This is a genomic window from Kocuria sp. CPCC 204721 (genome assembly GCF_040980945.1).
Lineage (GTDB): Bacteria > Actinomycetota > Actinomycetes > Actinomycetales > Micrococcaceae > Kocuria > Kocuria marina.
In genome coordinates this window covers 54,878-78,855 of sequence record NZ_JAVKPO010000003.1, presented here as the reverse complement: position 1 = coordinate 78,855, position 23,978 = coordinate 54,878, and the positions used below count along the sequence as shown (strand labels likewise).

General features: G+C 69.1%; 18 protein-coding genes and 3 tRNA genes. 11 read left to right on the top strand and 10 right to left on the bottom strand.

The annotated features are described in order from the left end of the window. Nucleotides 1–12: 12 nt before the first annotated feature. Nucleotides 13–1,260 (top strand): MFS transporter, encoded by a 1,248-nt coding sequence (locus RF637_RS04405; protein ID WP_144931949.1) that lies wholly within the window; start codon nt 13–15, stop codon nt 1,258–1,260. Here RF637_RS04405 and RF637_RS04400 read toward each other — a convergent pair. Beyond that, entirely contained in the window at nt 1,232–2,062 is an 831-nt protein-coding gene (locus RF637_RS04400) for a hypothetical protein (RefSeq protein ID WP_085106765.1), read from the bottom strand. The genes RF637_RS04405 and RF637_RS04400 overlap by 29 nt on opposite strands. Beyond that, nucleotides 2,059–3,210 carry a helix-turn-helix domain-containing protein gene (locus RF637_RS04395; RefSeq protein WP_085106766.1) on the bottom strand — a complete coding sequence of 384 codons (1,152 nt, stop codon included), beginning with the start codon at nt 3,208–3,210 and terminating at the stop codon, nt 2,059–2,061. The genes RF637_RS04400 and RF637_RS04395 overlap by 4 nt, the downstream gene beginning before the upstream one ends. 173 nt (nt 3,211–3,383) lie before the next feature. On the opposite strand from RF637_RS04395, the gene RF637_RS04390 reads away from it, so the two are divergent. Next, on the top strand, nt 3,384–5,294 hold the full coding sequence (locus tag RF637_RS04390) for a P-loop domain-containing protein (protein WP_368844237.1): 1,911 nt from the start codon (nt 3,384–3,386) through the stop codon (nt 5,292–5,294). 170 nt (nt 5,295–5,464) lie between these two features. Here RF637_RS04390 and RF637_RS04385 read toward each other — a convergent pair whose 3' ends face one another. Then, nucleotides 5,465–7,027 (bottom strand): nucleobase:cation symporter-2 family protein, encoded by a 1,563-nt coding sequence (locus tag RF637_RS04385; protein WP_144931953.1) that lies wholly within the window; start codon nt 7,025–7,027, stop codon nt 5,465–5,467. Between the two features lie 98 nt (nt 7,028–7,125). On the opposite strand from RF637_RS04385, the gene RF637_RS04380 reads away from it, so the two are divergent. Then, a complete protein-coding gene (locus RF637_RS04380; protein WP_064846448.1) occupies nt 7,126–7,629 on the top strand; it encodes a phosphoribosyltransferase in 504 nt (167 codons plus the stop codon). A 133-nt stretch (nt 7,630–7,762) separates the two neighbouring features. Here RF637_RS04380 and RF637_RS04375 read toward each other — a convergent pair whose 3' ends face one another. Both RF637_RS04375 and pta read right to left on the bottom strand, forming a co-directional pair. Continuing rightward, nucleotides 7,763–8,995, bottom strand: a complete 1,233-nt coding sequence (locus RF637_RS04375; protein WP_368844236.1) for an acetate/propionate family kinase — start codon at nt 8,993–8,995, stop codon at nt 7,763–7,765. 118 nt (nt 8,996–9,113) lie between these two features. Continuing rightward, nucleotides 9,114–11,207, bottom strand: coding sequence for a phosphate acetyltransferase (pta, locus tag RF637_RS04370; protein WP_368844235.1), 2,094 nt, complete (start codon nt 11,205–11,207; stop codon nt 9,114–9,116). A gap of 195 nt (nt 11,208–11,402) precedes the next feature. Here pta and RF637_RS04365 point away from each other — a divergent pair, with 195 nt between their 5' ends. Together RF637_RS04365 and RF637_RS04360 are read left to right on the top strand one after the other, a co-directional pair. Next, nucleotides 11,403–11,756 carry an MTH1187 family thiamine-binding protein gene (locus RF637_RS04365; RefSeq protein WP_368844234.1) on the top strand — a complete coding sequence of 118 codons (354 nt, stop codon included), beginning with the start codon at nt 11,403–11,405 and terminating at the stop codon, nt 11,754–11,756. Between the two features lie 81 nt (nt 11,757–11,837). Continuing rightward, nucleotides 11,838–12,770, top strand: a complete 933-nt coding sequence (locus tag RF637_RS04360) for a spermidine synthase (protein WP_368844233.1) — start codon at nt 11,838–11,840, stop codon at nt 12,768–12,770. Between the two features lie 71 nt (nt 12,771–12,841). Here RF637_RS04360 and RF637_RS04355 read toward each other — a convergent pair whose 3' ends face one another. Further along, a complete protein-coding gene (locus RF637_RS04355) occupies nt 12,842–14,302 on the bottom strand; it encodes an NCS2 family permease (protein ID WP_186317157.1) in 1,461 nt (486 codons plus the stop codon). A 200-nt stretch (nt 14,303–14,502) separates the two neighbouring features. Here RF637_RS04355 and RF637_RS04350 point away from each other — a divergent pair, with 200 nt between their 5' ends. After that, nucleotides 14,503–15,918 carry an FAD-dependent oxidoreductase gene (locus RF637_RS04350; protein ID WP_131332145.1) on the top strand — a complete coding sequence of 472 codons (1,416 nt, stop codon included), beginning with the start codon at nt 14,503–14,505 and terminating at the stop codon, nt 15,916–15,918. A gap of 72 nt (nt 15,919–15,990) precedes the next feature. On the opposite strand, the gene RF637_RS04345 is transcribed toward RF637_RS04350, so the two are convergent. Next, complete coding sequence (locus RF637_RS04345; RefSeq protein WP_085106774.1) at nt 15,991–17,325, bottom strand: D-arabinono-1,4-lactone oxidase; 1,335 nt, start codon at nt 17,323–17,325, stop codon at nt 15,991–15,993. A gap of 262 nt (nt 17,326–17,587) precedes the next feature. Between RF637_RS04345 and RF637_RS04340 the strand changes: the two genes are divergently transcribed. The 5 genes from RF637_RS04340 to RF637_RS04320 all read left to right on the top strand — a co-directional run bounded on the left by RF637_RS04340 (nt 17,588) and on the right by RF637_RS04320 (nt 19,952). Then, nucleotides 17,588–18,535, top strand: coding sequence for a universal stress protein (locus RF637_RS04340; protein ID WP_085106775.1), 948 nt, complete (start codon nt 17,588–17,590; stop codon nt 18,533–18,535). A 214-nt stretch (nt 18,536–18,749) separates the two neighbouring features. Continuing rightward, nucleotides 18,750–18,822 (top strand) — tRNA-Glu (locus tag RF637_RS04335). An 89-nt stretch (nt 18,823–18,911) separates the two neighbouring features. Then, a tRNA-Asp gene (locus RF637_RS04330) sits at nt 18,912–18,985 on the top strand. 75 nt (nt 18,986–19,060) lie between these two features. Next, nucleotides 19,061–19,133 (top strand) — tRNA-Phe (locus tag RF637_RS04325). A 360-nt stretch (nt 19,134–19,493) separates the two neighbouring features. After that, the gene (locus RF637_RS04320; protein ID WP_035960901.1) at nt 19,494–19,952 is read left to right on the top strand and encodes a hypothetical protein; all 459 of its coding nucleotides are present in this window, start codon (nt 19,494–19,496) and stop codon (nt 19,950–19,952) included. Between the two features lie 112 nt (nt 19,953–20,064). Here the strand turns inward: RF637_RS04320 and RF637_RS04315 are convergent, their stop codons facing one another. From RF637_RS04315 to RF637_RS04305, 3 genes are all read right to left on the bottom strand, one after another. After that, the gene (locus RF637_RS04315; protein ID WP_368844311.1) at nt 20,065–21,711 is read right to left on the bottom strand and encodes a glycoside hydrolase family 13 protein; all 1,647 of its coding nucleotides are present in this window, start codon (nt 21,709–21,711) and stop codon (nt 20,065–20,067) included. A 337-nt stretch (nt 21,712–22,048) separates the two neighbouring features. Next, nucleotides 22,049–22,963 (bottom strand): hypothetical protein, encoded by a 915-nt coding sequence (locus RF637_RS04310; protein WP_064846459.1) that lies wholly within the window; start codon nt 22,961–22,963, stop codon nt 22,049–22,051. A gap of 3 nt (nt 22,964–22,966) precedes the next feature. Continuing rightward, entirely contained in the window at nt 22,967–23,773 is an 807-nt protein-coding gene (locus tag RF637_RS04305) for an exodeoxyribonuclease III (RefSeq protein ID WP_368844232.1), read from the bottom strand. Nucleotides 23,774–23,978: the final 205 nt, after the last annotated feature.

Here is a 23,978-nt window from a genome sequence, read left to right as displayed (position 1 = left end):
GGGTGATCGACTGTGACCCGCACCCCATCCGCGCCGACGCGCAAGGCCCCCGGAATCCTGCTGGCGGTGCTCATGGCCGCGATGGCCGCCGGGCCGGTGTTCAACTACGGGGTGGGTGCGCTGAGCGCCACCATCGTGGAGAGCTACGGGATCACCGAGGGGCAGTATGGGTTCATCATCACGGCGGTGTTCGTGGTAGCGGGTCTCGCGGCGCCGCTGCTGGGGGTGCTCGCGGACCGCATTGACACCCGCGTGCAGCTCACCCTGATCTTCGGGGGTGTGCTGGTGGCGTTCCTGCTCAGCGCCACGTGGCAGTCCTACGCCATGCTGCTGGTCGCGGCCCTGATTGCGGGTCTCGCGCAGTCCTTCTCCAACCCGGTGACCAACCGCATCGTCGCGCAGCGCGTGCCGCTGGCCCAGCGCTCCGCGTGGATGGGGTGGAAGCAGTCCGGGGTGCAGGTGGGTCTGCTGGTCGCGGGCCTCACGTTCCCGGTGGCGGGCGCGGCGTTCGGGTGGCGGGGTGCCGCACTGTTCGGCGCGCTGCTGTGCGTTCCCCTGCTCATCACGGGGTGGACCGTGGTCACCCGGCTACAGCGCCGCGCCCGAGAGAACACCCCGACGACGCCGCCCGCTCCCTCTCCCGTCGCGCCCTCCGCCGCGGCGTCGTCGGGGGCGCTGCCGCCCGCGGTGTGGCTGCTGACGCTGACGTCCTTCCTCAACGCGGTGGGCACGCAGGGCGTGAACGTGTACGCGTCCCTGTTCGCGGTGCGGGCCATGGGGTACACCGTCACGGTGGCCGGGTTGCTGCTGGGCATGATGGGGGTGATCGGGATCGGAAGCCGGATCGGGTGGGGCCGGGTGACCGGCAGGCTCGGCAGACCCGCACCGCTGATCCGGGTCATGAGCCTGGGCGGGATCGTGGGGCTCGGGCTGCTCGTGCTCGCGGAGACGACGCAGCAGCACTGGCTCATGTGGCTGGGCGTCGCCTTCCACGCCGCGCTGCCGCTGGCCGCGAACGTGGTGATCAACTCGGGAATCGTCGCCGCCGTGTCCGGGGCACGGATCGGTGTGGCGTCCGGACTGGTGGCCACCGGGATGTACCTGGGCTTCGCGCTGGGGCCCGTGGTGGTGGGCCAGCTCGTGGACCTCACGGGGGCGTTCACCGCCGGATGGGCCGCCGTCGCCGGGGCGTACGTGCTGTGCTTGGTGGTGGCGCTGGTGCTGGGGCGGGTTACTGACCGTCCAGTTCCTGGAGCCTGAGAAGCAATTCCTCCACCAAGAGGACGAACGATTCTGCTACCTCCCCTGCGTCGTCATCGGCGGCGTGCGCGGCCAGCTGTGGCAGGAGCGAGTTAGTGTCGGCAGAGCGCGTTGCCAGGAACGAGATTGCCTCGCGGGACTCACTGTCGGCTTCGGGAGAGCTGCGGTGGATCATGAACCTGTCAGCGAGAGGCGCAGTTTCTGTGGCGTACAAGAGACGAAAAATATCCAGCGAATCTTTGGCCTTGATGCGGTTCCGCTCGCCCGCCTGCATTGCCTCGTGGCGTTCCTTGATTTTGATGCACTTGGCCACGATTAGCGCAGCCGGAGACGCCACTAAGACCTGCGCCCTCCGAAAGTCTCGAGGGCTGAGGGCCTCGATGGTGCGCAATTCATTGTCGATGAGTGCGGGGGCCAGCCCACGGCCCCGTCTGGCCACGAAACTTTCGTGCGGTGGGATCTTGGCCGAACGGCGACCCTTCCCTGCCTGGTGCTCGGACACCATGAGGTCGACGGCTATGTCATTGCTGCTCAGCCACTGCCCAGGATTCCCACCGGGGCGGCGGGAGAAACCGTGCGCTGTGAGGGTCGCGGCGATTTCAGGTGTGGGGTCTAGCCTGTTGGCATCTAGGGCTAGGTCTGCGTCCGTGGTCATGACGGCGACGGCAAGTTCACCCTCCCCCGTCCACTCGTAGACGGCCTGCGCCCCGATGAGGATGATGGTTGAGCTGTGATCGCGCAGTGCGATAAGCGCGTCGATGAGTGCGGACCTGGCCATGACATATTCGACGGGAGCAGTCATTTGAACCTCCAAGACGTGCCGGTCTCTCCGCTGATCCAAGGTCGGCCGTCGTCTGGCAGCCGTTCCATCACTTGGTGCGCCAGGTCGGCTTCTCGGCCACCACTGGACTGGAGATCCACCAGAACCTGTCCCGTGGGCGCAAGTCTGAGTTCCGTCCGGGGCGAGACCCACCCCTCCTCCATAAGTCTGCCGTCCATGGGGGCAGCCAGAAGAACGTTTGCTCGCGCTCGCTCCCCGCGTCGCAGCCCCAGATCTTCGGCGAGAAGGAGTGGGTCTGCGGTGTACGCCAGGACGCGTTTTGCGGGGACCACGGCAGTGGTTCCCTCCGGCAGCAGGGCACGTCCTGCATGGACACCACTGAGCAGAACATCCTCTCTGCCGTGCAGCATCGTCAAGGCATGCTCCGGGCCCCTGGGGTCAAGCAGGGAGAGGGGGTGCCGATTGCCGGAGAGGAAGCTGTAGTCCTGCGCCCATCGGTAAATAAGTTCCCGGCGATGGATTGACTGAATCCCCCCCCGGGGGGTCCGGGTGATGATGCCTTCTCTTGTCAGGGTGGGTAGGAGCTTGGCAACTGTGCCGGGGCTGACACTGCATGCCAGGGCAAGCTCTCGCACACCGAGGGGGGCATCAGAGGTGATCAACTGTCGGAGGACGCGGGAGGTTGAGGGGCCCGTGAGGCGTTGAATTGTCTCATCACGTACCCAAGGTGCCCGGGTGGCCCCGGGGTGCGTCATGAGAATCGCGGGATAGCTGGAGACGATACGGACCCATCCCGTGGTGTCCACGCTATTGATGCCCAGTTCCTCCAACCGTCCACGAACGGAGGGGGGTATGTATTCCGCGAACAGTGCTGGTTCCCCGCCCGCCATGGAGGCATAGTGCGAAACCTGGTTGGCGACCTGGGAGAGCAGCTGACCACCTACCGAACGTTTCACCTCTGTGACCAGTTTGAGCGGTTCTCCGGCGGGGGGCGTGATGGTGACGATCGCATCCGGGCGAACAACGCGCCCGCCGCCGTCTGTGCCACCGAAGCCCACGCGGCGCGGTTCTTGCTGGGCCTCTATGTCCCACGAGCCAGGCAGGAGGGATCGAAGCAGCCCCGTGCACTCACGCAGGAGAACTGTTTCTTCAAACTGCTCGTTTCGCATATTGCGAAACTTAGCATATGAAGAAACAGTAGTCGCGGGTTCGTGGCGTCAATCTTGGCCCGCCCATCCTTCTGGATCCTGCCAAGCTGCTGCGTCTGGTTCGTTCGCCGGCTCCGTGGAAGAGCTGGCGCCAGGGCGTGCTGAACCCCCGGTTCGTGTGGTGCCATGGACCCATGAGCTCACCGCGCACGGACCTCGCCCAGACCCTCCGCCGCCTGGACGGCAGCAGCTACGGCGCCTACAAGCAGCTCAAGGGCTCGTGGCGGCTGGGGGATGCGGAGCTGATCGTGGACCGGGTGCAGTCGGACCCGTACGCCCCGCCGTCCCTGGCCCGGATCCGGGTCAGCCTGTCCGACACGAGGATCCCGCCCGAGCTGATCGCCACCCGGGACGCCCGCGTGGCCGCCGGGGACTTCCTCACCCGGGAGTTCGCCCGGGCCGCCCGGGACCTGGGTCCGCGCGGCGGCAAGGACTCCGGTGGCATCTCGATCCAGCGCACGGGCCAGGAGATCCTCGAGCGCTCCTCCGTGATCGTTCCGAATCCCGGGAACGCGGTGGATCCCGCCCCGGCACGCGAGTCCGGGATGCGCCGTGCGGGGGACGCCGGAACGGTGGACCGGGGGCGCGGAGCCGGCCGTGCGGCGTCGTCGGAGACCGCTGACGCGGGAGCCGTGGAGGTGCGCTGCGAGATCGCCCTGCCCGCCGCGGGCCGCCGCATCAAGGGCCATGCCGCGCACCGGCTGCTCACCGAGGTGCTGCCGGGCGTCGTCGAGCGCGCGCTGCGGTACGAGAACCTGGACGCCCGCGCCCTGCAGGCCCACGTGACCTCCCACCTGGACGCCCAGCACCTGCGGGAGCAGCTGCCGCAGCGTGGACTCGTGGCGTTCGTCGCGGACAGCGCCGTGCTGCCGCGCGCCTCCGGGCACCGGGACGAACCGCTTGCCCGGGGCGCCGTCCCGTTCGAGACGCCTCCGGAGCTGCGCGTGGAGCTCGAGCTCGAAGACGGGTCGACCGTGAGCGGCATGGGGATCCCCGAGGGCGTCACGGTGGTCGTGGGTGGCGGCTACCACGGCAAGTCCACGCTGCTGCAGGCCCTGGAGCGCGGGGTCTACAGCCACGTGCCTGGCGACGGCCGCGAACGCGTGGTCACCCTGCCGAGCGCCATGTCCGTGCGCGCGGAGGACGGCCGGGCCGTGAGCAACACGGACGTCTCGCCGTTCATCAACAACCTGCCCACCGGCGCGGACACCCGCGACTTCAGCACGTCCAACGCCTCCGGCTCCACGTCCCAGGCGGCCGCCACTGTGGAGGCCGTCGAGGCGCAGGCGGCGGTGCTCCTGCTGGACGAGGACACGTGCGCCACCAACCTCATGGTGCGGGACGAGCGGATGCGGGCCATGGTTCCGGGCGAACGCGAGCCCATCACACCGTTCGTGGACCGCGCGGGGGCCCTCTACACGGAGCGTGGGGTGTCTTCGATCCTGGTCACGGGTGGCTCCGGGGCGTTCCTGGACGTCGCGGACCTGGTGATAGCCATGGACGCCTACCGCGCCGTGGATGTCACCGACCGCGCCCGGCAGGTGGTGCGGGACTTCCCGCGCCCCGAGGACATGCGTCCTGCGGCATCCTTCGGGGAGATCCGCCCGCACGTTCCTGGCGGCGCCCCGGAAGCGCCCGGCACGGTCCCGGCCGAACGCGGTGCCATCCCGTCCGGACTAGGTGCCGCGGGGCACGACGTCTCCCGGTCCGGTCCGCGACATGGCGCCGCCCAGCGGGGCGGCAGGGACAAACCCGCTCGCGCTCGCGGTCTCGACACCATCCAGTGGGGCCGCGAGGACGTGGACCTCTCCGCTCTGAGCCAGCTCGTGGACCCTTCGCAGACGGAAGCGATTGCGCGGCTTCTGGAGGAGGTCGAGCGCACGGCCGACGGCCGCACTCCTCTGACCGAGCTGGTGGACGCGGCCCTGGAACGGGTGGTGCGGGACGGACTGGATGCCCTGGCCCACCACCGCGGCCACCCGGGCCATCTGGCCCTGCCCCGTGCGCAGGACGTGGTGGCGGCCTACCACCGGGTGCGCCGATGAGGGGCAGCGCGTGACCCCGGCAGCGGTGTGCGTCCCCTGGTACGGCTGCTCCCTCGGGGCAGAGGAGGGGCAGAAATCCGCGGCGGTGGAGCGCCGGCGGTGCACAGGCCGAGACTCGCAGAGGAGAAGGGGAGGAGAGACGCGCAGGTGGGGGGCGACGTCGTCCGGGGTTAGTTATCCACCGCGCGGCGAATGTCCTCCAGCGAAGTCAGCTCGCCCGCGTTGATGCGTTCGCGCACCGACTCGTACTGCTCCTGGGAGGACGCGAACGGGATCTCCTGCCCCTGGGCATCCAGCAGGCGGCCGTCCACGAACTGGTCGCCGTCCTGCAGTGCGCCGGCCTCGCGCGGGGAGAGCACCCGCAGCCCCACGGTGTTCATGCCCATGGCCTCGGTGGTGCGCCGGCTGCGGCCCATCTCGTTGAAGAAGAAGTTCAGGACCAGCGCGGCCACGGCGGCGGACGAGATGCCGGAAGAGAAGATGATGCCCACCCAGTCGGGGAACGCGTCGTAGAAGGTGGGGACCACGATCGGGACCATGCCGAAGGACAGGGAGACGGCCACGATGATCAGGTTCATGCCGCCGCGGTAGTCCACACGGGCCAGCGTGCGGATGCCCGAGGACATCACGGTGCCGAAGAGCACGAAGCCCGCACCGCCCATCACCGGCAGGGGGATGGCGGCGATGACCTGGCCGAGCACGGGCAGCATGCCCAGCAGCACCATGAACACGCCACCCAGGGCCACCACGTAGCGGCTCTTGACCTTGGTGATCGCCACCAGGCCCACGTTCTGCACGAACGCCGTCTGCGTGAAGGAGTTGAACACCGGCGCCACAGCGGAGGACAGCATGTCCGCGCGCAGCCCGTCCGCGATGCGTGCCGAGTTGATGCGCGAGCCCGTGATCTCGGACAGGGCCAGGATGTCAGCGGTGGTCTCCGCCATGTTCACCAGGATCACAATGCCCATGGCCACGATCGCCGCCATGTGGAACGTGGGTGCACCGAAGTGGAAGGGGGAGGGCAGCGCAACCCACGGCCCCTGCCCCACGTGCGAAAAGTCCGCCATGCCGGTGGCCCACGCCACCACGGTGCCCACCACGATCGCCACCAGGATGGCCAGCCGTGACAGCACCGCTCCGCCGAACTTGGACAGCAGCAGCACGGCAAGCAGCGTGACCCCCGCCAGGGCGATGTTGCCCAGTGAGCCGTAGCCGGGTGCCTTCTCGTCCCCGCCCATGGACCACGACGCCGCCACGGGCACCAGGGTGATGCCAATGGTCGTGATGATGGACCCCGTGACCACGGGCGGAAAGAAGCGCAGCACGCGGGCAAAGAAGGGGGCCACCAGGAACCCGAAGGCGGAGGCCACCATGATGGAGCCCATCACCGACTGGATGCCGCCCCCCGTGGCCAGCACGGACAGCATCGTGGCGATCCCGGTGAAGGAGACCCCCTGCACGAGCGGCAGCTGGGAACCGATCCGCGGCAGCCCCCACGCCTGCAGGAACGTGGCGAACCCGCCCACGAACAGGGCGGCGGCCACGAGCAGGGCGGTGGTGGCGGCGTCGTACCCGGCGGCACTGGCCACCACGAGCGGCACGGCGATCAGACCGCCGTACATGGTGAGGATGTGCTGCACGGCGTACGCCACGGTGCGCCCGGCGCCCAGCCGTTCGTCCTCGGGGCGGGACCCCCGCTCGTGGGAAAGGGCGGGTGATGCGCTGCTGGGCATGAGGATCCTCGATCGGGGCAGTCGTGAGGGGACACAGAAAGTGTAGGCGGGCGCGGCGCGTGCAGTGCCCGCCGCGCAAAACCGACTACCCTACGGGAATGGCCTTTCACGCGGACTCCACCGAACTGGACAACAAGGAAATCCTGACCTGGGAGGGGTTCGGGACCGCCACCCGGGAACTCGCCCAGCAGATCGTGGACTCGGAATTCGTCCCAGACATCATCATCGCGGTGGCGCGCGGTGGTCTGCTGCCCGCCGGGGCACTGTCCTACGCCATGGGCGTGAAGCTCTCTGACGCCGTGAACGTCGAGTTCTACACGGACGTCCACGAGACCCTTCCGGACCCGGTGCTGCTCGCCCCCATGCTGGACACGGACTCCATCAGCGACAAGAAGGTGCTGGTCGTGGACGACGTCGTGGACTCCGGACGCACCCTTTCCCTCGTGCTGGAGCTGCTGCGCGGCTATGGCGCCGAGTGCCGCTCCGCCGTGGTCTACGAGAAGCCCCGCTCGGAGGTCCGTCCGGACTTCTCCTGGAAGTCCACGGACGAGTGGATTGTCTTCCCGTGGTCCGCGCAGGAGCCGGTGACCAAGCAGGGCTGATCCGCCCGTCGGCGCCGCCCCGCGCGCTGCAAAAACTCAGCAGGTGCCGTCTACCGAACAGTAGATGGCACCTGCTCCGTTACAGCACGCGATTGCGGGGGGGCGGGGCGTGGGGGGTCTGGTGCGCGAGGTGCTACTTCTTGACCCGCTCCCACACCAGCCCGGCCGTGGCCTCCGCGATGGCCCGCTCCTCGTCCGTGGCCACCACGAGGACCTCGATTGCGGAGGTCTCCGCACTGATGCGGGCCACGTCCCCCCGGGGGGCCTCGTTGAGCGTGGGGTCCAGGGTGATCCCGAGCGCGCCCAACTGGTCGCACACCAGGGCGCGGAACTTGGAGGAGTTCTCGCCGATGCCCGCCGTGAAGATCAGCGCGTGGGCTCCACCGACTGCCACGTGGTAGCCGCCGATGTACTTCGCCAGGCGGTAGGCGGCCATGTCCAGTGCGAGCTGCGCCCGCCGGTCCCCGGAGCTGGCCCGCTGCGCCACGGCCCGCATGTCCGAGTCCCCGCAGACGCCCTGCAGACCGGACTCGTTGTTGAGGATTCGGTTCATGTCCTGGGCGCTCATCCCGGGGTTGCGCTCCAGCATGGCGGTGACCACGGAGGGGTCCAGGTCCCCGCTACGGGTGCCCATGACCAGTCCGGCCAGGGGGGTGTAGCCCATGGAGGTGTCGTAGGAGCGGCCCTCGCGGATGGCGGTGGCCGAGGCGCCGTTGCCCAGGTGGGCCACCACGGTGTTGAACTGTTCCCGCGGGATGCCCAGGAACTCGCAAGCCTTGCCGGTCACGTAGTCGTGCGAGGTGCCGTGGAAACCGTAGCGGCGCATCCCGTGTAGCTCGTACCACTGCTCGGGGACGGCGTAGCGCCAGGCCTTCTCGGGCATCGTGCGGTGGAAGGCGGTGTCGAACACGCACACCTGGGGCATCCCCGGATAGGTCTTCTGGATGGCCCGCAGTCCCAGGGCATGCGCGGGGTTGTGCAGCGGTGCCAGCGGGGCCAGCCGCTCGATCGCCCGGATGATCTCGTTGTTCACCAGCACGGGGGCGGAGAAGCGCTCGCCACCGTGCACCACGCGGTGGCCCGCGGCGTCGATGGTGCGCCCGCCGAGCTCTTCGTCCAGACGCTGGGCGAGGATTTCCAGGGCCTGGGTGTGGTCCTGGATCTCCGACGTGCCGATGTTCTCGATCAGCCCCTTGGTGATCACCTCGCCGCCGGCCATTCCCGCCGTGGCCGTGGCGAGGGGGACGTTCTCGTCGATCGCGGGCATGGAGGAAGTGTAGGCCTGCGGTTCCCCGTCCGCCGGTTCGACCTCCCGCACCTGGTACTTGATGGAGGACGAGCCGCAGTTGACGACCAGTACGAGCATGGTGGTTTCCCTTCGGCGGCGCGCGGGCCGCGGTTGCCAGTGGCGGAGTTCGGGGTTGACGACGCCGCTGCGTCACCAACGCGGACACGGCGGCCCCGCGCGCGGGGCCGCCGTGTCGTCACAGCGTTTGTGCTTGGATCGCGGTGATCGCGACCGTGTTGACGATGTCGTCCACGGTGCAGCCGCGGGAGAGGTCGTTCACGGGCTTGCGCAGCCCCTGCAGCACGGGGCCCACGGCCACCGCGCCCGCGGACTGCTGGACGGCCTTGTAGGTGTTGTTGCCGGTGTTCAGGTCCGGGAACACGAACACGGTGGCCTGCCCCGCGACGTGCGAGCCCGGCAGCTTGGACCTGGCTATCGAGGCGTCTACGGCAGCGTCGTACTGGATGGGGCCCTCCACCTCGAAGTCCGGGTTCGCGGCGCGCACGAGCTCGGTGGCCGCGCGCACCCGCTCCACGTCCTCGCCGGAGCCGGAACCGCCGGTGGAGTAGGAGAGCATGGCCACCCGGGGGTCCACGCCGAACTCGCGGGCGGTCTGCGCGGAGGCCAGGGCGATGTCCGCGAGCTGCTGCTCGTCCGGGTTGGGGTTCACAGCGCAGTCGCCGTAGACGAGCACGCGGTCTGCGAGCAGCATGAAGAACACCGAGGAGACGATGTTCACGCCCTCCCGGGTCTTCACAAACTCGAGGGCCGGGCGGATGGTGTTCGCGGTGGTGTGTGCGGCGCCGGAGACCATGCCGTCCACGTCCCCCATCTGCACCATCATGGTCCCGAAGTAGGAACCGTCGGTCATCCGTTCGAGGGCCTGTTCCTTGCTCACACCCTTGTGGGAGCGCAGTTTCACGTACTCGTCGGCGTATTTCTCGCGCAGTGCGGCGTCGTGCTGGAAGTCGACGACGTGCAGACCCTCGGCGTCGAAGTCGAGATCGATGCCCTCCGACTGTGCGAGCGCCCGGACGCTCTCGGGTTCGCCCAGCACGGTGAGGTCGCAGAAGTTGCGGCGGTGGATCATCTCCGCGGCGCGCAGGATGCGGGGGTCGTCACCCTCGGGCAGCACGATGTGCTTGCGGTCCGCGCGCGCGGATTCCACGAGCTCGTGGAGGAAACGCAGCGGCGTGCGCTTGACGGGTCGCGGCAGGGAGAGCCGGTCGGAGAGTTCGTCGCTGTCCACGTACTCGGCCCACGCGCCGCGCGCGGCGGCGATCTTGCGGGAGTGGGCGCCGGCCAGGGTACCGCGCGTGGTGCCCACGGCCTCCGCGGTGGAGAACGTGTCCTGGTCGGTGGTCAGCACGGGGAACGGCGCCGCGGCCAGCAAGGACGCGACCGCGCCCTCGGGGCGGAACCCGCCCGTGAGCAACATTCCCGCGGGCACGGGCAGGGTCGAGGCGAACGACGACGCCAGGGTCGCAGAGACCACGTCCGTCCGGTCCCCGGGGGTGATCACCAGATCCCCGTCCGCGATCTGGTCCAGGAAGTTCCCGGCGGTCATCGCGGCCACCTTCACGGCCTTGATGTCGCGGTCCAGGGACGTAGAGTTGAAGTCCGTGCCGTAGCCCTGGGCATCCACGAGCTCGGCGACGGTGGGGTTCGAGATCGCGGGGATCTCCGGGATCACGTACGCGGGGAGGTTGTGGTTGCCGGGCTTGGCCTCCCGGCGGATCTGCTCCGCCTGCTCCGGGTCCGCGCGGTTGACAATCACGGCGTAGATGTCGCACCCGGCCTGGCGCAGCTCGGTGCGGGTCACGTCGATCGCGTTGAGCACGTCCTTCACACGCCCGGACTCGTGGGCTCCGATCACCGCGGCCACGGAGCAGCCCATGTTGTTGGCCAGGCGGGCGTTGAGGTCGAACTCGGCGGTGACAGCGTTGTGGGCCAGCAGGTCGGTGCCGTCCACGACGATCACATCGCACTCCAGCGCCATCTCGGAGTACACGGCCATGGCGGCGGAGTCGAGGTCGTCGTGCTCACCGGAGGCGAGGATCTCGCGGCAGCGCTCCAGAGACACCGCGCCCCGGCACCGGGAGTCCGGGAGGTCGAAGGTGCGCTTCATGAGCTGCAGGACGGAGTCGTCTTCCGGTGCCGCGCCGTCGAAGACCGGACGGAAGAAACCCAGGGCGTCCGTGCGCTTGAACATGGTGTCCGCGAGGCCCAGTGCCACCAGCGTCTTGCCGCTCCGCGGTGTCATGGCGGAAATGTAGATGCCCTGCGTCATGGAACGAGCTCCCTCACGGTCGACCGGCTATACGTCCCAGTCTAGGGAACCCGCCTCCGACCACGAGTCGTCCCACCGGGCTGGTTTCGTACGAAAATCGCATGAACAGGCGGTGTGCGGGCCTCGGGGCCGACGCCGAGGGAACACATTGTGGCGGGGGTCGCGCTCGCCCGACACCGGTGCGAGACTGGGTCCATGTTGGTTGCCTTCTCAGTTTCCCCCAGCGGCGGGGACAACCCGGACGCCTCCGTCCACGACGCGGTGGCCGCGGCGGTGCACGTGGTGCGCGAGTCCGGGCTGCCCAACCGCACAGATTCCATGTTCACCACCATCGAGGGTGAGTGGGACGAGTGCATGGCCGTGGTCAAGGAAGCCACGGCCGCGGTGGCCGATTACGGCCCGCATGTGTCCCTCGTGCTCAAGGCGGACATCCGCCCGGGGCACACCGGTGAGCTCGCGGGCAAGGTGGAGCGCCTCGAGTCCGCCCTGCACACCCACGAGCTCGGTAGGTCCCAGGAGCGGCGTGGGATCACGACCGGTGACAACTAGCGGCCTCCCCAACCTGTGCGTGTCCAGCGGCGAGCGCGCGGGTGAGCACGAGCGGGCGAGCACGTGGGTGACGTCACACAGGTGAGCAGGAAGAACCGGAAGAAGGGCACGGAAGCGGGTGGCGCGGCGTCGTCGTCGGATGCTCCGGGGCTCGTGGAGCGCACCTGGACCACGGACACCGGGACCGTGGAACTGCAGCGGGATCCTTACGTCCCGGGGGCGTGGTTGCTGCGCGTGAACGGGGTGCCGTCCTCGCACATCGTCCCGGACCGCCCGGACCAGCTCGAGTTCGAGTACATGCGCTGGTTCTCCACCGTGGTCGAGGAGCATGTGAACACGCACCTGAATCCCACCTCGCTGCGGGTCCTGCACCTGGGCGGCGGCGCGTGTTCCATGGCCCGCTACCTCGCGTGGCGCTATCCGCAGGCACGCCAGGTGGTCGTGGAGTTCGACGCCGCTCTCACGCGCCTCGTGCGCGAATGGCTCGATCTGCCCCGCGCACCGCTGCTGCGGATCCGCGCGGGCGAGGCCCGGGAGGTCACGGAGACACTCACGGAGGACTCGCGCGACGTCGTGCTGCGGGACGTCTTCGCGGGGGAGCAGACCCCGGGACACCTGCGCACGGTGGAGTTCACCCGGCACGTGGACCGGGTGCTCTCCCCGGACGGGATCTACGTGCTGAACGTGGGGGACACTCGCAACCTCAAGGGCACACGCGCGGAGATCGCCGCGTTGCTCGAGGTCTTCGAGCACGTGGCCGCCGTCGCGGATCCCGCGATGCTCAAGGGCCGCCGCTACGGCAACGTGGTGCTCGCGGCCTCCCGCGCCGCCCTGCCCGCGGCCGGTTCCGCCGACGCCGCCGCGCTCGCCAAGGAGCTACTGGGCGGTTCCCTGCCCGCGCAGTACAAGGACACCGCGTGGTGCCGGGAGTTCGCGGGGGATGCCCAGCCGTGGCAGGACAAGCCCGCGGATCCGGTCCCGATGCCCCCACCCGGCAACGGTTCCGAGGCGTGACCCGTCACGGCACCCGCGGGGGCTGAGCGCGGAATGGCGCGAGTGGCGTCGTCGTCAGGAGAAGGGCGGTGTCAGCGGGTCCAACCCTCTACGACGCCGATGCCGAAGAACAGCACGAAGGCGAGCGCCACCACGTACATGAGTGGGTGGACGTCCTTGGCGCGGCCCTGCACCAGGCGGATGAAGACGTAAGAGACGAAGCCCGCGCCGATGCCGTTGGCGATCGAGTAGGTGAACGGCATGACGGCGAAGGCCAGGAACGCGGGGACGGAGACACCCCAGTCGCTCCAGTCGATGTGCACCACGTTGCGGGCCATCAGGAAGCCCACGACCACCATGGCCGGGGCCACGGCCTCGAAGGGCACCACGTTCACGAGCGGGGTGAGGAACATGGCCGCGAGGAACAGCACGCCGGTGACCACGTTGGCAAGACCGGTGCGGGCGCCCTCGGCGATACCCGTGGAGGACTCCACGAAGATCTGGTTCGAGGACACGGAACCGGTACCGCCGGCCACCGCGCCCAGCGCGTCGACGAGCAGCACGCGGTCCACGCGTTCGATCCGTCCGTTCGCGTCCACGAGACCCGCTTGTTGGGACAGGCCCACCATGGTGCCCATCGCATCGAAGAAGATGGAGAGCAGGATCGTGAAGATCAACAGGGCGCACGCGATGACCCCGAGCTGACGGAACGCGTCGATGGGCGCGGCCGCACCGATCAGGGACAGGTCCGGTAGGGCGAACAGACCCTCGGGGTTGGCGGGTACCACCAGCGACCAGCCGTGAGGGTTCTCGGTCGCGGACCCCGCGGGGGAGACCGCTTCCAACACGTGCGCCAGGATGGTAGTGAGCACCACGGAGATCAGGATCCCGCCCTTGACGTTGCGCACCACGAACGCCACGGTCAGCAACAACCCCACCACGAACGTGAGCGTGGGCCAGCCGAACAGCTGACCGCCGTTGCCCAGTTGCACGGGAACCGTGGTGTGGGCGGCGTCCGGGATCCGCCGCACGAAGCCGGCGTTGACGAAACCGAGCAGTGCGATGAACAGCCCGATCCCCACCACGATCGCGGTCTTGAGGGAGTCCGGCACGGCGTTGAACACGGCGGTGCGGAACCCGGTGAGCACCAGGATCACCATGATCACACCGGCCCAGATGACCAGACCCATGACCTCGGGCCATGTGAGCCCCGGGTTCGTGGCGATCGTCACGGCCAGGAACGCGTTGACGCCCAGACCCGTGGCCATGCCGAACGGGGACTTGGCCCACAGCCCCATGAGGATGGTCAGCACGCCGGCCACGAGTGCGGTCATCGCGGCGACACGTTCACCGCCCAGGATGTTGCCCGCGCCGTCCTCGCCGTAGCCCAGCACGAGAGGATTGAGCACCACGATGTAGCTCATGGCGATGAACGTGGCCACGCCACCGCGGATCTCACGGCCCACGGTGGAGCCGCGACGGGTGATCGAGAAGTAGCGGTCCAGTCCGCCTCGCGGTTCGGTCCGGGTGGCTGGCGGAGTGCTTGACGACATGGGGATCCTCACGGACGGCTGGGCAGGGAGCACCGACAACGGCGGGGGTGTTTGTGTAGAAATACTACGTCGATGCCGCTCGCACCCTCCGCAGATGCTCGTTCGTCCGCCCGTGTTTAGGCACTAATGAGTTGATGTCACTACCGTGGAGGCAGTCCCCGCAAGCACGTGAGACACGCGTGCGCGTCGAAAGGAATTCCGTGGCAACTTCCAACACCCAACGTCCGCTGCGCGTGGCCGTGATCGGCGCAGGCCCGGCCGGCATCTACGCCGCGGACATGCTCACCAAGACCGAGGCGGTCCGTGAGGGTGAGCTCGAGGTCAGCGTGGATCTGTTCGACCGTTACCCCACCCCGTTCGGGCTCATCCGCTACGGCGTGGCCCCGGACCACCCCCGGATCAAGGGCATCATCACGGCGCTGCGTTCCATCCTGGACCGTGGTGACATCCGGTTCTTCGGCAACGTGGAGTACGGCAAGGACATCACCCTCGGGGAGTTCCTGACCCACTACGACGCCGTCATCTTCGCCACGGGTGCGGTCAACGACGCGCCGCTGCAGATCCCCGGCGCGGACCTGGACGGCTCCTACGGCGCCGCCCGTTTCGTGGCGTGGTACGACGGCCACCCCGACTACCCGCGCACGTGGCCGCTCGAGGCCAAGGAGATCGCGGTGATCGGCAACGGCAACGTGGCCCTGGACGTGGCTCGCGTGCTGTCCAAGCACGCCGAGGACATGCTCGTGACCGAGATCCCGGGCAACGTGTACCAGGGGCTGCGCAAGTCCCCCGTCACGGACGTACACATCTTCGGCCGCCGCGGTCCCGCCCAGATCAAGTTCACGCCGCTCGAGCTACGTGAACTCGCGAAGTCCCGTGACGTGGACATCGTGGTCTACGACGACGACTTCCAGTTCGACGAGGCCTCCGAGAAGGCCATGACCGAGAACAACCAGATCAAGGTCATGATGAAGACGCTGCAGAAGTGGCGCGAGGACGATTCCCCCAAGACGGCGTCCCGTCGCCTGCACCTGCACTTCCTGCAGACCCCGGACGAGATCCTCGGGGACGAGAACGGCAAGGTCCGCGCGATCCGCATGGAACGCACCCGGCTCAACGGGGACGCCTCCGTGACCGGCACGGGTGAGTACACCGAGTTCCCCGTGCAGGCCGTCTACCACGCGATCGGGTACCTGGGCTCGCCCCTGCCCGAGTTGCCGTTCGATCCCGAACGCGGGGTGATCCTCAACGAGGAGGGCCGCGTGATCGAGGCGGACGGTTCCCCGGTTCCCGGCGTGTACGCCACGGGCTGGATCAAGCGCGGCCCCGTGGGCCTGATCGGGGCCACCAAGTCCGACGCCCTCGAGACCGTGAACCACATCATGGAGGACCGCGCGTCCCTCGCGGATCCGGATCACCCGCAGCCCGAGGCCGTGGTGGAACTGCTCGAGGACAAGGGCGTTCAGTACACCACGTGGGACGGCTGGCTCGTGCTGGACGAGTACGAACAGAGCTTGGGCCAGTCCTCCCACGACGCCGAGGGCAACCCCCGCGAGCGCGTCAAGGTCGTGGAGCGGGACGAGATGATCTCGGTCTCGCGCGAGGGCGTCGCCAAGTAGTCACGCGCCCGCGCTCCAGCGGCCCGCACCCGGGTTCATGACACCGGGGTGCGGGCCGCGGCCGTTCCCGACTCAGACCCCCAGGACCTCCCGGGTGTGTTCACCCAGCAGCACGCCGTCGGGATCGAGTTCGGCGCGCAACGCGAGGAACTCGTCCCAGTGCGGATAGCTCGACGCGAGGTCCTCGGCGGTACGGGTGTGCAGGGTGCCCCAGTGCGGGCGCCCGCCGTGGGCCACGAAGATCTCCTCCGCCGCGCGGAAGAACGTCTTGTGGGGGCGCTTGCCGTACTGGCGCAGGTTGATCCACCCCGTGTACCGGCCTGCCGCGGGGGAGAGGTAGCCCTGTTCCGGCGGGGAGCAGCGCACGTGCATGGGGAACGTGAGCTCGTACCCGTCCCGTTCTACGAGGGCCTTCAGTTCCCGGAACGCGGGGGCGGTGGCCTCCAGGGGCAGGGCGTGCTCGCTGGCCACGTAGTGCACCGGACGTGAGGCCGTGAAGGCCCGGTAGGAGATGTCCGTGTAGCGCCGGGAACTCACGGCCATGGAGCCGATCTTGTTCAACCCGCCCACAGCGCGGGGCATCAGGGCGCCCACGCGTCCCAGGCCGGCGGAGAGGGAGGTGCGCAGAACGGCGTCGTCGGTGCGGCGCAGCGCGCGGGAGATCGGTGAGGCGGGACGCGTGTAGGTCGCGGAGAGCCGGTGCAGGCGGCTCATGATGCGTGTGTGGGCCACGGACGTGCCGGGCACCCAGGAGAACTCGAAGTGGTCCGCGCCGGACATCCGTTCCTGCAGCGAGTCCACCAGCCCGGCGACGGGTTCGCGGAACTCCGCGCAGTGCAGGCGGAACGCGCTCACGCAGCGCAGCGTGACCGTGAGGACCACGCCCAGCACGCCCAGGTGCACGCGGGCCGCGCGCAGCAGCTCGGAGCGGTGGGTCTCGGAGCACGTGACCACGTCCCCGGAGGGCGTCGCGAGGCTGACCCCGATCACTTGGTCCCCCAGTGAGGGCTGGCCGAGCCCCGTGCCGTGGGTTCCCGTGGCGATTGCTCCCGCCACGGTCATGTGGGCGCAGTCCGGCAGGTTGGCCAGGGCCAGGCCGTGCTCCTCCAGGATCAGGTTGAGCTGGTGCACCGTGGTGCCCGCGAAGACCGTGACCTGCTGGCGGTCCTCGTCCACGCTCGCGAGCCCGGTGAGCGCGGAGGTGTCCAGGCGGACCCCGTCCGTGGGCACCAGCGGGGACCAGCTGTGACCGGAGCCCGAGGGCCGGACGCTCTTGCCCGCTGCCACGGCCTCCTCGAGCACGTGCAACACCTGGTCCGAGTCGTCCGGGCGCACCGTGACGGAGGGTCTCGCGGTGAGATTGCCGCCCCAGGAATGCCATGCGGTGCTCCTCACCTGCGCCGTCATGGCGGGCTGGTGCGCTGATCCGCGTGTGCTCACGGTTCGTCTCCGTTCCGGGGTCCCGGGGACCCCTGTGCAGGACGGGCCGGTGCCGCAGGCCGTGCCGCCCCCGGGATCGATCCGTCGAGTGTCTCCCCGTCCCCGTGCGTGCCGTGGCGTGCGACCGGGGCGTCGGTTCCGAACCACACCATCATGTCACCGACCCCGCCCGATCCGCTCCCCGCGTGACTAGGCTGGGGCCAGGAACCGAGGGCGCAGGAGGATCATCATGGACACACGTACTGCCGAGATCGTGGTGGGCGTGGACGGCTCCGAGCAGAGCATGGGCGCACTGCACTGGGCCGCCCGTGAGGCCCGGCGCCGCGGCGCGCCCCTCCACGTTGTCACCGCCTATTCCGTCCCCATGTTCGGCGGCTCCACGTTCGACGTGGGCTATGCGGCGTTCGACGACACCGCCATGAACCGCGCCGTGGAGGACCTCGTGGGCGAGGCACGACGCCGCGTGGCCGAGTTGGACGTGGGCGTCCGGTCCACCGTCCAGGCCGGGGACCCCTCCGGCGTGTTGCTCGAGCTGAGCGAGGACGCCCAGTTGTTGGTCCTGGGTTCGCGTGGCCGGGGCGGGTTGATCGGCCGCCTGCTGGGTTCGGTCTCCACCGCGGTGCCCGCCCACGCGCACTGCCCCGTGGGGATCGTCCCCCTGCAGTGGGGCAGGGAGTACCAGTTGCACGAGAACGTGAGCCGCCGCCAGTCGTTCGTGGACGGCGTGACCGTGGGCTCGGACGGTTCCGAACAGGCGAGTTCGGCGATGCTGTGGGCCGCGGAGGAGGCCGAACAGCTGGGGGTGCCGCTGACCGTGGTGTGCGCCGCGCCGTCGGACTCCGGATCCTCCGCGTGGCTGCCCTCGCCCGTGGACTTCGACAACCTGCGCGGGGAGATCCAGGCCGCGATCGACGCCGGTGTGCGGTGGTTGCGCGGGCACTTCCCGAACGTGGACATCACCGGTGAGCTCGTGGACGGGTCACCCATCCAGGTGCTCGTGGAACGCTCCGCCCAGAACCAACTGGTCGTCACGGGAACCCGCGGTCGTGGTGGGTTCGCGGGCATGCTGCTGGGCTCCACGTCCCAGGGGGTGCTGCACAACAGCGCGGGGCCGGCCATGATCGTGCCGTGCATCCGGGATCCGCGGCTCTCCGACCGGCCGGACGTCGCGATCTGAATCGAGGCGGCGCCGCTGCTCGGTGCCGGCGCCCGGTGTTGAACGCGATGTGCCCCATCGGGGTGCCGCCCCCGGGGTGCCATCCCCGCCGTTTCGCGGCGTGCGCGGTCCCGGCGGGACACCGCGCGGGTTTGTGCAACCGAGCCGTTTGCCTCTAAGCTACTCACGGTCCATCGTCCGATATTGCCGCTGGTGATGCTCGGACGGCGTTCTGGCCCCCATCGTCTAGCGGCCTAGGACACCGCCCTTTCACGGCGGCGGCACGGGTTCGAATCCCGTTGGGGGTACGGTTTCCGGTGTGAGGTACCGCGGGGTGAACGATTTGCACAGTGAGTCGTTCGTCCTGGTAGGATATTCACTCGTTGGAAACAATCAAGGCCCTGTAGCGCAGTTGGTTAGCGCGCCGCCCTGTCACGGCGGAGGTCGCGGGTTCAAGTCCCGTCAGGGTCGCTCAGGCGGCGATGAAAAGGAAACTTTTCGCGCCGTCGCGGCATATCACCGGAGGTTGCCTCCGGGAACGTGCCTGGCTCTGTAGCTCAGTTGGTAGAGCGTACGACTGAAAATCGTAAGGTCACCGGATCGACGCCGGTCGGAGCCACTGAACCCCCGCGTGGCTTCTACACGCGGGGGTTCTTTCATGCCCTCCCCATTTCTCGGGACATCCTTTCGGGCAGCCCGGCGGGCGACGGACGGCCTCTCGTCGGGCAGCCCGGCACGTGCCGGGCCGCGACGTCGTCGTGGTGGCTCGCACCCGACCCCCAGGGTGCGCGGAGGTTGGGACCCTAGCGTGGTGAGGGCCATTCGCGGACGCTGCGGAAGGCTCTCGCGGTCCCGCCGCTCTGGATCTCGTCGGCCCGCGAGCGCGGCCAGTCGCGACGTCGCGGGCGGCGGCGTCGTCACAGCGGGACCCGACGTCGGATCGGACGGGCTCGGGCGCCCCGGATCGGAAGGATCAGCCGTGAATCATCGAGTGCGCGCACTGCTGGCGGGAGCCGGTCTCATCGTGCTCCTCACGGCGTGCGGCGCGCGGCAGGGTCAGACCACCACGATCGAACTCTCGCCCATCACACCGACCGCGAGCGCCCCCGCGCCACACGCGCCGGCCGCGACCCCCGCGGACACCCAGACGTGCTTCGATGTGGCCGAGGTCTACAGCGGCCTGGAACTGCTGCCCCTCACCGACCACAGCGAGGAGGAGGACGCGGACGAGGACGCCCTGGAACAGGCCCGCGATTCCGTCAGCCGCCTGCGGGGGAAACTTCCCGCCGCGGTGCGTCCGGCGTTCGACGACGTCCGGGACATCCTCGACGACGCCGGCGCCACCCTGCAGCCCGCGGAGGCCGTGCGGATCCACCGGGCGCTGGAGCCGGCCGAGTCGTGGTTGCGGGCCAATTGCGCGAGCACGCCGCGCCACTGACCCAGGGATTCGTATCGAGCTTTGCCCCTCGGGGGCGAGACTCAGCTGACGATGAGGGCCGGCCCGGGAACGAAACTCACCTCGGGAGCGGGGCTCACTTCGGGAGCGGGGCTCACTTCAGGCGTAGCCACACCGCGCTGTCCACGCTCAGCCGGTCATTGACCACGGCGTTCTGACCGCTCGCCAGGAGCAGCTCACCGCGGGAGAGCTCGTCGAATCCGACCTCGCTCTCCCCGAGGTTCGCGGCCACCAACACGGTCTCGCCGGTCCCGCACGTCATGGTGTAGGCGAGGACATCCTGGTCACCCTCGCTCAGGGGATGCCACGCGAACTCGGCCGTGCCCAGTTCCAGGTCGTGCCGGAGTTCCAGAGCCCGGCGGTACAGGTTGAGCGTGGACTGCGGGTCACCCAGTTGGTGGTCCACCGTGATCCCAGCGAAGGACTCGGGCTGCGGCAACCACGGATCCGGACCGAAACCCAGCCCGTCACCCACGGGAGCCCACGGCAGGGGGACGCGAGCGCCGTCGCGCCCCAGCTCCGAACCCGCGGTGCGATGGAAGGTAGGGTCCTGCCGCGCGGCATCCGGCAACTCGGTGTGCTCCGGCAGACCGAGCTCGTCGCCCTGGTAGATGTACGCGGAACCCGGGAGGGAGAGCTCCACGAGGGCGGCGGCGCGCGCCCGGCGCAGCCCCTGACCGGCATGCGGTTGCTCGTCCTGCGCGCCGATCCCGTTGGGGTAGGCCGTGCGGGAGCCCAACCCGTAGCGCGAGGCGTGGCGGACCGTGTCGTGATTGGAGAGCACCCACGTGGACGGCGCGCCGACGGCCGCATTGGCGCGCAGGGAGATCTCGACGGTGTCCCGCATGCGGTCGCGATGCCACCCGGCCACCAGGAAGTCGAAGTTGAAGGCCTGCTGCGCCTCGTCCGGGCGCACATAGCGAGCCAGGCGCTCGGCGGGACCCACCCATGCCTCCACCACGAGCATGCGATCACCGGGGTACTCCTGAAGCACCGTGTGCCAGTCCCGGTAGATCTCGTGCACCCCGTCCTGGTCGAAGTAGGGGCCGGTGTCCATGGTCTTGCTGGGCCCGTCGGGCTCGTCCTGGGCGCCCTGGACATCCGTGCCCTCGACCATGTGGACCTGCTCGTCCCAGTCCGGCAGGCCCGGGGCCTTGATCATGCCGTGGGCCACGTCCACCCGGAAACCGTCCGCCCCGCGGTCCAGCCAGAACCGCAGGATCGCCCGGAACTCCTCCCACACCTCCGGGTTCTCCCAGTTGAGGTCTGGTTGGGAAGAATCGAACAGGTGCAGATACCACTGCCCGTCCGGCACCCGGGTCCACGCCCGGCCCCCGAACAAGGACTTCCAATTGTTGGGCGGCTCCTCGCCGTTCTCGCCCCTGCCCTCGCGGAACATGTAGCGGTCCCGCTCCGGGGAGCCCGGCTCGGAGGTCAGGGCGGCCCGGAACCACTCGTGGTCCTCGGACGTGTGATTGGGTACCAGGTCCACGATGATCTTCAGGCCCAACCGGTGCGCTTCCTCCCGCATCCGGTCGAAGTCCTCGAGCGAACCGAAGCGCGGATCCACGGTGCGGTAGTCCGCGACGTCGTACCCGGCGTCGTGCTGCGGGGAGAGGTAGAACGGGGAGAGCCACACCGCGTCCACGCCCAGGTGCTTGAGGTACGGCAGCTTCTGGGTGACCCCGCCCAGGTCCCCCATGCCGTCCCCATTGGAGTCCTTGAAGGAGCGGGGATACACCTGGTAGATGACGGCGTCGCGCCACCATTCCGTGCCGGTCGCGGTACGGGCGCTGGTGTCGCTGGCGCTGACAGTGGAGACCGAGGCGGTCTGGTCGGACCGGGCGGAGGGAGCCGTGGCGCGGTGGTCGGAGTGCGTTGAGGGGTCGGAAGTCACGGGATCCAGGCTACCCATCTCCCACGGGGCCTCGCAGCCACCGCGCCCCCATCGCCGAACGTTCCCCCGCTTTTACTTAGCAAAAGCAGCTCAGCGTCCGAAAATCTGCTTTAACTGAGTAAAAGCGCAAGGATGGGTTGGCGCGGATGCGTCGGACGACGGCCCGCCGCCCCTCCCCGCCTCAGTTCGCCTGCTGCAAGTGGGCCAACGGTGCCCAGCGCATGAAGATCCGGCGCAGCGCCGCGGTGGCCGCCGCCAGATCCCCTTCGCGCAGCAGTTCCACGGCGTCCGCCATGTCCCGGGGGCTCTCGTCCGGCTGGAGCCGATCCGCGATGGACCCGTAGTCCAGGCTCACCACGGAGGCAGCGCTGAACGCGCCCAGCCACCGCCCCAGGCGGGTGAGGTCCTGCGCGAACGCCGCAGCCTGGCGCGCCTCGTCCGGGAGGTCGTGCTCGTCAGCGCCCCCCGAGGCTTGCTGAGCGGCGTCCTCCACGGTCTGGGCGGCCTGGATCACCCGGCGCGCGGCGGTGTCCGCGGGGGCGATGAGTCGGTGCACCTCATGCCCGGAGTGGTAGGAGGTCACGTGGTCCTCTGGGGCGAAGGCCGCGAACCACGCGAGCGGGACCACGTACGCGGACTCACGGGTGTACACGGGGTCGAACGTCTCGCGGGACGTGGCCTTCGCAGCGTCGCTGACCTGCTTCTCCGGAACGAGTAGCGGCAGCAACTGGGCGCTGTCGTCGTTCTCCGCGGCCGTGAACAGGCGAAGGGATCGACGCAGCCGTTGCGTGGGGTGGAAGACCGGGAAGTCGCCGGTGGGTCCGGGCAGGCGCCGTGAACCGGCGGGTGCGGTGGAGAACGGCATGGTCCACAGCGGCTCGCGTGCGGGCGGGAGCAACGGCTGGGAGGTGTCGGACAGTCGGGCCAGTTGCTCCGAAAGTTCGTGCACGCCCGCGGTAAAGGGGTCCAGGGCGCGGGGGATGCCGGGTGCGTAGGCGGCGTCGAGATCCTGCTGGGGCACGTAGATCCGCAGCGCGAAGCGCATGGGCGGGCCCGTGATGCTGCGGTAGGCGCTGCCCACGTTGATCAGGGGCATGGCTCAGTGGATCTCGATGACGACCGGGGCGTGGTCGGACGCGCCCTTGCCCTTGCGCTCCTCGCGATCGATCCACGCGTCCTGCACACGGGCCGCGAGCGCGGGGGAGCACAGCTGGAAGTCGATGCGCATGCCTTCCTTCTTGGGGAAGCGCAGCTGCGTGTAGTCCCAGTACGTGTACACGCCCGGTCCGGGGTGGCGCTCGCGGACCACGTCCTGGAACCCGGCGTCCTCGATGAACGCGTTGAAGGCCGCGCGCTCGGGTTCGCTCACATGGGTGTACCCGCCGTCGCGGAAGAGCTGGATGTCCCACACGTCCTCGTCACGCGGGGCCACGTTCCAGTCACCCACAAGTGCGATCTGGGCCTGCGGGTCCTCCTGCAGCCACTGTTCGGCGTGGCCCTCCAGGACACGCAGCCACTCGAGCTTGTACGGCATGTGGGGGTCCTCCAGGCCGCGACCGTTGGGCACGTAGAGGGACCAGATCCGCACGCCGTCGCACGTGGCAGCGATCGCGCGCGCCTCCTGGGCGGGTTCCTGGCCGGGTTTGCCGAACGTGGGCTGACCGGGGAACGTGCGCTCCACGTCCTTGAGCCCCACGCGGGACGCGATGGCGACGCCGTTCCACTGATTCACGCCGAAATGCGCCACTTCGTAGCCCGCGAACTCGAACAGCTCCCATGGGAAGTTCTCGTCCTTGGCCTTGGTCTCCTGGATGGCCAGGACATCCACGTCCGAGCGGTCGAGCCACGCCTCGATGCGGTCGGCGCGGGCGCGGATGGAGTTCACGTTCCACGTGGCGATTCTCATGGGGTCCACCGTAGCGAGCCGCGGCCCACGCTGGGAAACCGCGGGCGGACGACGGACCGGGTTCTGTGTGGCGGCGTTGCCCACGAGGTCGTCCTTTCACGAGGGCTTATGGGACGGGGTGGATTGCCATTCGGCGGATTCCCGCCGCGTAACACCTCAGTGCCCTTGGTCGCGGGACGGGCGGTGTGAATTCCCAGGGCCGGTC